The sequence below is a fragment of the Micromonospora sp. BL1 genome (assembly GCF_003667485.1).
Classification (GTDB): domain Bacteria; phylum Actinomycetota; class Actinomycetes; order Mycobacteriales; family Micromonosporaceae; genus Micromonospora; species Micromonospora tulbaghiae.
In genome coordinates this window covers 1-10,153 of record NZ_RCVK01000393.1, presented here as the reverse complement: position 1 = coordinate 10,153, position 10,153 = coordinate 1, and the positions used below count along the sequence as shown (strand labels likewise).

Annotated in this window: 5 protein-coding genes; all 5 read right to left on the bottom strand. The window is 75.9% G+C overall.

What is annotated here, in order from left to right:
• Positions 1-489 (bottom strand): AMP-binding protein (locus tag EAD96_RS29065; protein ID WP_147457953.1); only part of this gene is annotated, 489 nt, incomplete at its 3' end.
• The gene (locus tag EAD96_RS29060) at positions 486-2,792 is read right to left on the bottom strand and encodes a lantibiotic dehydratase (protein ID WP_121686483.1); all 2,307 of its coding nucleotides are present in this window, start codon (positions 2,790-2,792) and stop codon (positions 486-488) included. The genes EAD96_RS29065 and EAD96_RS29060, both read right to left, overlap by 4 nt.
• Complete coding sequence (locus EAD96_RS29055) at positions 2,789-5,899, bottom strand: thioesterase domain-containing protein (RefSeq protein ID WP_121686482.1); 3,111 nt, start codon at positions 5,897-5,899, stop codon at positions 2,789-2,791. Before EAD96_RS29055 ends, EAD96_RS29060 begins: the two co-directional genes overlap by 4 nt.
• The gene (locus EAD96_RS29050; RefSeq protein ID WP_121686481.1) at positions 5,896-9,357 is read right to left on the bottom strand and encodes an AMP-binding protein; all 3,462 of its coding nucleotides are present in this window, start codon (positions 9,355-9,357) and stop codon (positions 5,896-5,898) included. The genes EAD96_RS29055 and EAD96_RS29050 overlap by 4 nt, the downstream gene beginning before the upstream one ends.
• A 328-nt stretch (positions 9,358-9,685) precedes the next feature.
• Entirely contained in the window at positions 9,686-10,078 is a 393-nt protein-coding gene (locus EAD96_RS29045) for a DUF2267 domain-containing protein (protein ID WP_120570209.1), read from the bottom strand.
• Between the last annotated feature and the right edge of the window lie 75 nt (positions 10,079-10,153).

The window sequence follows — 10,153 nt, the reverse complement described above, 5'->3', positions numbered from 1 at the left end:
GGTGAACAGCACGTACGCCGGGTAGCCGGGGCGGGCCGGGCAGGGCGCGAGCGGGGCCGGGCCGGGCAGGCCGAGCGCCGTCACGCCGGGTTCGTCGCCGAACTCGGCGACCGCCGCGTCACCGACCACCACCCGGACACCGGCGTCGCGGGCGATCCCGCGCAGCCGGGCCCGGGGGCCGCCCGGCTCCAGCGGCACGTACGCGGCGCCGGCGAGCAGCACGCCGACCACTGTGACCACCAGGTCGGGGGTACGCGAGCCGCACACGCCGACCCGGTCGCCCCGGCCGACGCCGTGCCCGCGCAGCGCGGCGGCCACCCCGGCGGCCCGGTCGACGAGCTGCCGGTAGGTGAGCCGGGTGTCCCACTGGCGCACCGCCACCGCGTCGGGGGTGCGGGCCGCCTGCGCGGTGATCAGGCCGGCGAGGGTGGCGTCCGGCCAGGGCAGGTCCGGGCCGTGGACGGCGCTGACGGTCAGGGTGTCGGTCACCGGAGTGCTCCAAGGTGCTCGGCCGGATCGGTGATCTGGAGGCGCAGTTCGCTGACGTAACCGCGGCCCCGGGCGTCGGGCACCCACGCCTCGGTGGGTGCGGGCAGCAGTTCGGAGACCACCACCGGCACGTCCGGACCGGTCCGCAGCGCGGCGTCGACCATCGCGCACAGCGACTGCGCGTACAGCGGGCCGGTCAGGTCCACGTAGCACGGTTTGACCTCGGTGCCGACCTTGACGAAGACCCGCTCGGGCAGGCCCGTCTCGGCCCGCCAGCGGCGCACCGCCAGGTAGCGGGCGGTCTCGTCGGAGTGGCCGCCCAGCCCGCACGCCCCGGCCGTGGTGCGCCAGGTGCGCCGGGCCACGACCAGCCGGTCGATGGTGATGCGGGGCGTGTACGCGGCGGCGCCGAGCAGCTTGAACGCATCCAGCAGCAGCGAGCCGAGCAGCGTGGCGAACACCTCCATCAGCGGCCAGCGGGCGCCGTCGGGGAAGACCGCGGTGAGCTGGTCGCCGGTGCGTTCGACCAGTACGGCGGTGGCCGGGACCAGGCGGTCCACGTCGGCGCCGTGCGCGGTGTCGATGCCGAGCTGGCGGTCCGCGGGGCCGGTCAGCGCGTACGTGGTGCGGGTGGTGCGGCGGGGGAAGCTGTCCGGCCAGAGCACCCGCAGCCGGGCCGGGCCCAGGTCGGCGTCCAGGTCGGCGCGCAGCGCGGCCGGATCCGGGTGGAACGGGCTGAGCACCGCGCTGTCGAAGGCGACCGAGGCCGGGTGCAGCTCGCCGAGCACCAGCAGGAAGTCGCCGCGCTCGACGGCCTCCGGGGAGGCGGCGCTGAGCTGCACGTCCGGGTTGTGCAGCCGGGCCGACGGCCAGCCGGGCCGCGTCGCCGGGAACAGCTCCCGGGCCCGCTCGGTCAGGTCCGCGGCGCGCAGCCGCAGTTCCGCCTGCCCCTCGTGCAGGTCGGCCAGGCCGAACAGCTCGGCCCAGCGCGCGGTGAGCGTGGCGCCGGCCCGGCCGATCGGGCCGTCCGGGGCGACGAGCGTGCCCTGGGCCAGCAGCCACAGGTCGGCCAGCCGCACCGGCCCGCCGTCGGCGGCGAGTTCCTCGTGCAGCTCGGTGAAGAGCTCGCCGCAGCGGGCGGCCACCTCGGTGGTGAACCAGCGGGCGGTACGCAGCACCACCGCCATCGGCTCGGCGAGCGCGTCGAGCACCGCCGACCCGATGCGGAACTCCAGGTCGCGGGCGGTCTCCTCGTAGCAGACGGTGCGGGCGGCGTACATCTGCCCGCTGTGCCGGGTGGCCGGGCGGCCGGTGACGGCGGTGAACTGTGCGTTGAGCGCGGCGAGCGCGGCGCCGAGCCGGTCCGGGTCGCCGGCCGCGGCGGCCACCTCGTCGCGGGCGGCGCACAGCCGGCCGAACTCGGCCGCCGTCGCGGCGCGCACCGGCTCGTCGCCGATCGCGGCGATCCGCGCGGTGAGCACGTGCTCGGCGTCCGGCGCGATCGGCAGGTTGGCGCCCCAGTTGAGCTGGCCGCGCTCGACCCAGCGGTCCAGCAGCAGATAGACGTCGTCGGCGCCGTGCACCTCGCCGGCGTCGCACAGCCGCTGCGCCAGCTCCACCGCGGGCGTGCGCCCGTCACAGGCGCCGAGCACCAGCGCCTCGACCGGGGTGAGCGCGATCGGCGGGTGCAGCGGCCAGCGCAGTTCCCGCCCGGCGACGGTCAGGTGCGGTTGCAGGGCGGGCGCCCACCAGCGGCGCACCGCGAGGTCGTCGGCGAGCCGGTCGGCGTACGCGATGAGCGCCCAGGCCTCGAAGTACACCCGGCGCCGGTGCACGAGCGCGTCACCGGGCACGGTGTGCACGCCATGCTGGGAGGTGTCGAACGTGCCCCAGCAGACCGGGCCGAAGAAGCCGATGGTCTCGGCCTTGCCGCAGTAGCGCTGCCAGTAGCGCAGCAGGCTCAGCTCGCGCTTGCGGCGGCGGACGTTGCGGACCTGCGGGTCGGTGCGCAGCAGCCCGTCCAGCGCGATGAGCATGTCCGGGTTCTGCCAGGTCACCGCCTCGCGCAGCAGCGGGTCGGCGGCCAGCTCGCCGGCCACCGCCGACGAATCGGCGAACGCCTCGGCCAGCGCCTTGCCGAACACCTCGGGGCCGGTGTCGCCGGCGAGCAGCGCGTCCGCGGCGGCGGCGCAGTCTGGCGCGGCGAACCGGTCCAGCCCGGCGGCCGGGAAACCGGCGGTACGCAGGACCACGTCCCGCCACACCGACCAGCCGGTCTCGCCCAGGGGCAGCAGGTGGCTCACCGGTGGTCCTCCCGCCGGGCGTCGGCGATGTGCAGGCGCAGCTCGCTGAAGTAGCGGCGGCCCTGCCCGTCGGGCACCCACGCCTGATCCGGTGCGGGCAGCATCTCGCTCACCGTGAACGAGACGTCGTCACCGCCGTCGACCCGGGCGGCGCGCACCATCGCGCAGAGCGTGGTGGCGAACGCCGGTGCGGACAGGTCCACGAAGCAGGGCTTGGTCTCGGTGCCGAGCTTGACGTAAACCTGCTCGGGCAGGCCGAGGCGGCGGCGCCAGTCCCGGACGGCGAGGAACCGGTCCCGCTCGCCGTTGGGCACGGCGAGGCCGCTCTCGCCGACAGTGGTCCGCCACGTCTGCCGGGCCAGCACCAGCCGGTCCACGGTGATCCGGGGCGTGTACGGCGCGGCGGCGACCAGCTTGAACCCGTCCACGGCGTGCGCGCTGAGCGGCTCGGCGAAGATCTCGACGAGCGGCCAGCGCTGCCCGTCCGAGGCGGTGGCGACCAGTTCGCCGTCGACATCGTCGACGACCAGGTCGACTGTGGGCAGCACGCGGGCCGGGTCGGCGCCCGGCGCGTCGAGGAACGCCAGGTGCCGGTCGGCCGGGCCGGTCAGCGACTCGGCGGTACGGCTGGTCCGCCGTGGCCAGTCGGCCGGGAACAGCAGCCGGACCCGCCGCTGCCCCATGTCCACCGCGAGCGCGTCGCGCAGCCGCTTTACGTCCGGGTGTGACGGGGTGAACACCGCGCAGTCGAACGACGACCAGGCGGCGTGCAGTTCGCCGAGCACCACCGTGTACTCGCCGCGCCGCAGCGCGTCCGCGTCGGTGGCGCAGATCTGCAGGTCGGGGCTGTGCATGGCGGCGTTGGACCACTCGGGACCGTCGCCGGGGAACACCGCGTCGATCCGGCCGGCGAGGTCGGCCGCGCGCAGCCGCACGTCGGTGGTGCCGGCGGGCAGCGTGTCCAGGCCGAACAGTCCGGCCCAGCGGGCGGCGAAGTCCGCCGCGACCGCGTCGACCGGCCGGTCCCCGTCGCCCCAGAACATCCCCTGGGCGAGGAACCACAGGTCGGCCAGCGGCACTGGAGCGCCGGACTCGGCGCGCAGTTCCTCGTACAGGCCGCGCAGCACGTCCAGGTAGGCGCGGGCGAGCGCGTTGGCCAGCCAGCGGGCGGCGCGCAGCAGCACGTCCAGCGGGGCGGCCAGCTCGGCCAGCAGCGGCGCGCCGAACACCACGTCCAGGTCCCGGGCGCTGTCCTCGTAGCAGACCGTGCGGCCGGCGTACATCTGTCCGGCCCGGCGCACCGCTGGCACACCGGTCAGGTCGGTGAACGTGGCGTCGAGGGCGTCCAGGGCGGTCCGCAGCCGGTCCGCGTCGCCGGCCGCGGCGGCGACGTCGTCGCGGGCGGCGCGCAGCCGGTCGAACCCGGCGCGGGCGGCCGCGCGGGCCGGCTCGTCGCCGATCGCGTCGATCCGGTCGGCCAGCACCCGCTCGGCGTCCGGGCTCACCGGCAGGGCCGCGTCCCAGGTGATCAGTTCCCGCTCGACGAGCCGGTCGAGCAGCGCGTAGCCGTCCTCCGGGCGGCGCAGCCCGATCGCCGGGTCGGCGACCAGGTCGGCGGCGGGGCGGCGTCCGTCGGCCGCGCGCAGCAGCGCGGCCTCCACCGGGGTCAGCGTCAGCGGCGGGCGGCCGGGCCGCAGCACGGCCCGGTCCCGGACCGCCAGGTGGGCCCGCAGCATGGGCGGCCACCACCGGCGCACCGCCAGGTCCGCACCGATCCGTTCGGCGTACGCGGTCAGCGCCCACGACTCGAACCACACCCAGCGTCGGCGGGTCAGCCCGTCGCCGGGGTTGACCCGGGCAACTTCCGGCTGCGCCGGATCGACAGTGACCCAGCAGCTGGGCCCGAAGAAGCCGACCGTCTCGTTCTTGCCGCAGTAGCGCTGCCAGTATTTGAGCAGTGCCCGTTCCCGGTCGCGGCGGCGCACGTTGCGGGCCGCGTCGGCGCCGCCGCGCACCAGCCCGTCGAACGCGACGAGCGCGCCCCGGTTCTGCCAGGTGACCGCCTCGCGCAGCAGCGGGTCGGCGGCCAGCTCGCTGAACCGCTGCGCGCCGGCGCGCAGCGCCTCCTCGAACTCCTTGGTGAACCGGTCCTCGCCGGCACCGGTGGCCAGCAGTTCGTCGGCGGCAGCGGCGGCCCGGGGCGCGGTGAACAGGTCCAGCCCGTCGGCCGGGAACCCGGTGGTCCGCAGCATCGCGTCGCGCCACACCGACCAGCCGGTGTCGCCGAGCGGAACCCGGTGCGCGGCGCCGGCGGTCCCGCGACCGGCGGCGCGCACCGGGTCCGGACCCGCGTCCGGCGTGCCGGGGCGGGTGTCGATGGGCGCGGCGGTCAGGTCGGCCCGGATCAGCGCGGCCAGCTCGGTCAGCCGGTCGTGCAGGAAGAAGTGCCCGCCGTCCAGCTCGTGCAGGGTGAACCCGGCCGCGGTGTGCTCGGCCCAGGCTGCGCTCTGCTCGCGGCTGACCGCCCGGTCGGTGCGGCCGGCGAACACGACGATCGGCACCGGCAGCGGCTCACCCGGCACGTGGCGGTAGTCGTCGACCCGGCCGAAGTCGGCGCGCAGCAGCGGCAGCAGCAGTTCCACCAGCTCGGGGTGGTCGAGCAGTTCGGCGGGGAGGCCGCCGCCCTCGCCGAGGCGGCGCAGCAGCTCGTCGTCGCCGGCCCGGGACAGGCCGTCGAACGGGCCGGGCGTGGCGACGTGCGGGGCACGGGCGCCGCCCACGTAGAGCCGCAGCGGCAGCGGGCGGCCGGTGCGGCGCAGCTCGCGGACCACGTCGAAGCCGAGCCGTCCGCCCATCGAGTGGCCGTAGATCGCGTACGGGCGGTCGGCGCGGGAGGCGATGGCGTCGGCCACCTCGGCGACGCTGAAGCGGGGGTCCTCGGTGATCCGGTTCTCCCGGCCGGGCAGTTGCACCGGCACCACGTCGACGTCCGCACCGAACTCGGCCGCCCAGCGCCGGAACGCGCTGGCGCCCGCTCCGGCGTAGGGCAGACAGAACAACCGCACCGGCGCCTCGGGTCGGCTTCCGGCGGAGACGAACCAGTTCACCGCGGACCTTTCTGCACGGGGTCGATCCAGTGCCGGCGGCGCTGGAACGGGTAGGTGGGCAGTCCGGTGCGCCGGACCGTGCCCTCGGGGTGCAGCGCGTGCCAGTCGACGTCGCGCCCGGCGACCCACTCGGCGGCCGTCTCACGCAGCGGTCCACCGTCACCGGCGATGCGGGCGCCGGTGTCCAGCAGCACGTCCAGCGCGGACAGGGCGGCCGGCAGGTCGGCGGCGACCACCGCCGCCCGGTGGGCGAACGCCCGCCGGCCCAGCGCCAGCGTGGCGGCCACCTCGGACAGTGCCGGGGCGGCGCCGGCGAGGTGGCTCCGCAGGCGGGCCAGCGCGGCCCGCAGCGCCGCCGGGGTACGCGCGGAGACGGGCAGCAGCCACGGTCCCTCGCCGGGCGGGTCGGCCGGCTCGGCGGGCGGCGGCTGTTCCACCACGACGTGCGCGTTGGTGCCGCCCAGGCCGAACGCGCTCACCCCGGCGACCCGGCGCCCGTCGTCCGGCCAGTCCCGCGCCTTGGTGGGCACGTAGAACGGTCCGGCGGCCAGGTCGATCTCCGGGTGCGGACGGGTGAAGTGCAGGTTCGGCGGGATCACCCCGTGCCGGACGGCCAGCACCGTCTTGATCAGCCCGGCGATGCCGGCGGCGGCGTCGAGGTGACCGATGTTGGTCTTCACCGAGCCGAGCGCCGTGGACTCGGCGGGTGCGGCGCCCGCGTACACCTCGTGCAGCGCTGCCACCTCGATGGCGTCGCCCAGTGGCGTGCCGCTGCCGTGGCCCTCGACGAAGCGGACCTCGCCGGGTGCGACCTCGGCGGTGGCGAGCGCGTTCGCGACGGCGGCGGCCTGCCCGGCCGGGCCGGGCACGGCGAAGCCGGCCCGGTCCGGGCCGTCGTTGGTGACCGCCCAGCCGGGCAGGATCGCGTAGATGCGGTCGCCGTCGGCCTGCGCGTCGGCGAGCCGGCGCAACGCCACCACGCCCGCGCCGGAGCCGAAGCCGGAGCCGGAGCCGGCCTCGTCGAAGGCGCGGCACCGGCCGTCGGGCGAGGCGAGCCCGCCCGACCGGTGCCGGGGCCACATCACCGTGGACCCGCCGGCCAGCGCCAGGTCGCACTGGTAGTCGGCGAGGCTCTGCGCGGCCACGCACACCGCGACGAGCGAGCTGGAGCAGGCGCTCTGCACGGCCATCGCGGGGCCGGTCAGGCCGAGCCGGTAGGCCACCTGCCCGGGCAGGTGGTCGGTGAACTGGCGGCCGACGAGCCGGGCCTCCCAGTCGTCCGGGTCGACGTCGCCGACCACCGCCGGGTTGTCCATGAGGTGGAACAGGAAGTAACGGTTGGCCGAGGTGGCGGCGTAGACGCCGACGAGTCCGGGGAAGCGCGCCGGGTCGTGACCGGCGTCCTCCAGCGCCTCCCAGGCGGTCTCCAGGAACAGCCGGTGCTGCGGGTCGGTACGGGCCGCCTCGTCGGCGCCGAAGCCGAAGAACTCGGCGTCGAAGTCGGCCACCCCGTCGAGGCGGCCGGTGGCGCGGACGTGCCGGGGGTCGGCACGCAGGGCGGGGCCGACACCGAGCGCGGCCAGTTCCTCGTCGGTGTGGTCGTGCACCGAGTCGACGCCGGTGCACAGGTTCCACCAGAACGTGGCCACGTCGGGCGCGCCGGGGAACCGCCCGGCGACGCCGACCACGGCGATCTCGTCGCCGGTGTACTCGCGGGCGGCGCGCACCGGCGCGGCGGGCGCGGGCAGCACCGGCGCGCGGACCGCGTCGGGCGGGGCGTCCAGCAGCGCCGCCTGGGCGGCGACGCTCGGGTGGTCGAACAGGCGCAGCATCGGCAGGCGTACGCCGAACCGCTCGGCGAGGCGCTGCTGCACCTGGCCCAGCAGCAGCGACTGCCCGCCCACGTCGAAGAAGCTGGCGGTGCGGGCGACCGCGTCGCGGCCCAGCACCGCGCACCAGATGTCGTGCACGGTTCGTTCGGTGTCGGTGGCCGGGGCCTCGCCGGCGGGCACCTCGGTGACCGGGTCGGGCAGCGCCCGCTCGTCGATCTTGCCGGTGACGGTGAGCGGGAACTCGTCGACCACCACCACCGCGCGGGGCACCGCGTAGCCGGGCAGCGCGGCGGTCAGCGCGGCGCGCAGCACCGCCGGGTCCGGGCGGGTTCCGGCCGGCCGGGCGTACGCGAGCAGTTCGCCGTCGCGGACGACGGCGCGGACGCCCGCGACGCCGGGCTGGGCGGACAGCACCGCCTCGATCTCGGTCAGCTCGACCCGGTGCCCGCGCACCTTGACCTGCCGGTCGAGCCGGCCGAGGCAGACCAGTTCCCCGCCGGGCAGCAGCCGGCCCAGGTCACCGGTGCGGTACGACCGCACCCCGTCGGCGTCGACACCGAACCGGTCGCTGTCCTGGTTGAGGTAGCCGGGGGCGAGGTGGCGGCTGCGGACCACGATCTCGCCGGTGTCCGGGGCGAGGTCCAGCCGGTAGCCGGGGAACGCGACGCCCACCGGCAGCGGCCCGCGGGCGTCCGGGTCCACCTCGGACAGCGGCTGCACGTGCCGGGCGGCGAACGTCATCTCGGTGGCGCCGTAGCCGTTGACGAGCACGCAGTCGGGGGCGAACCGGTCCCGGCCGCGGGCCGCGTCGGTCCAGGTGGCCTGCTCGCCGCCGAGCAGCACCACCCGCACGGTGGGCAGGCGGCGCGAGCCGAGCGTGTCGAGCAGGAAGCGGTAGACGGTGGGCGTGCAGTGCAGCACCGTGGCGCGGTGCCGGTCGAGCTGGTCGACGGCGTGCGCCAGCCCGTGGCGGCGCAGGTCGACCGGGACGACGGCGGCGCCGGTGAGCAGCGCCGGGTAGAGGTCGGGGATGGCGGCGTCGAAGCTGAACGACGCGAGCAGGCTGAGCCGGTCGTCCGGGCCGACGCCGAGCGCGGCGATCTGGTTGTCGACGACGTGGGCGAGGTTGCGGTGGGTCTGCCCGACCGCCTTGGGCACGCCGGTGGAGCCGGAGGTGAACAGCACGTACGCGAGCGCGTCCGGGTCGGCCGCGACCGGGTGCAGCGGGGCCGGCGGCACCTCGTCCAGCGCGACGACCGGGCGCTCGCCGGCCAGTGTGGACGCCAGGTCGCGGTGCTCGGCGGCGCAGGCCACGGCGGTGACGCCGGCGGCGTCGACCATGTGGCGCAGCCGGGCGACCGGGAAGCCCGGGTCCAGCGGCACGTACGCGCATCCGGTCGCGAGGGCGCCGAGAAGCGCCGCCACGGTCGGTGCACCGTGTGCGGTGAGCAGCGCGATCCGGTCTCCGGCGCGCAGGCCCGCGGCGGCGAACACGGCAGCGTGCCCGCCGGCCGCCCCGGCCAGCTCGGTGTAGGTGACCTCGTGGGTCTCACCGAGAAGTGCCGGACGTCCGCCGTGTACCGCCGAGATCGCGCCGAAACGATTGATGATCATCGTCTCTGCCATGTCAGGATGCGGGTTGCGCTCCACAGAGGGCAGGCAGGCAGCAATCGACGAATGTGATCATTGATCCCCCCCAGGACTTCACATTGGAAGCAGAATATGGCTCGATTCCTGCGCCGGAAGAGCGGCGATGAGGCTTGAGCCGAAGAGGGGACGGCACCTTGGAACCTCGGACGGAGGAATTCGTCCGATCATCCCTCTAGCGCGTAGACGATTTACAGCGTACGTGACGGGCGACAAGTTATTTTACGGTGAAAATACTTCCAGGCCGTGGAATCTTCGCCGCAGACGGCCTCGGTGCCGCAGCTCAACCCGCTCTCGGGGAGCCTGCTCAGACATCGTACGGCGGCCGTGGGACGGGGTCCACCATGGCGTCGAAGCCCTTCGGGAGCTGCGCGACGAGGTCGTGGAACTCCCCCACCGTCACCGTGTCGCGCAACGTTGCGAGCACCGCGACGGCGCCCACCTCGGCGACCGCCGGGTCCACCGCCGCGCGTTCGGCCACGCGGTACAGGAAGTCCACCGCGCCGCCGGTGGTGGCCGTGCCGCCGGGCTCCAGATAGCCGCCCACGTCGTCCGGCAACTGCGCGGCCAGGTCCGTCGCCTCGTCCGCGGTGATCCGGTCGGCGAGGGTCTGCAACACCGCACGGGAGACGGTCGCGGCCTCGTCGGTGGGCAACTCGGCCCGCCGCGCTACCGCCTCGACGAACAGGGGGAACCGCATCCCACCCCTCCCCTCGCCGCCGGCGGGCACCACGCCACGCGGTCGGCCCCGGCGGGTACCCGCCCCCGCTCCGGC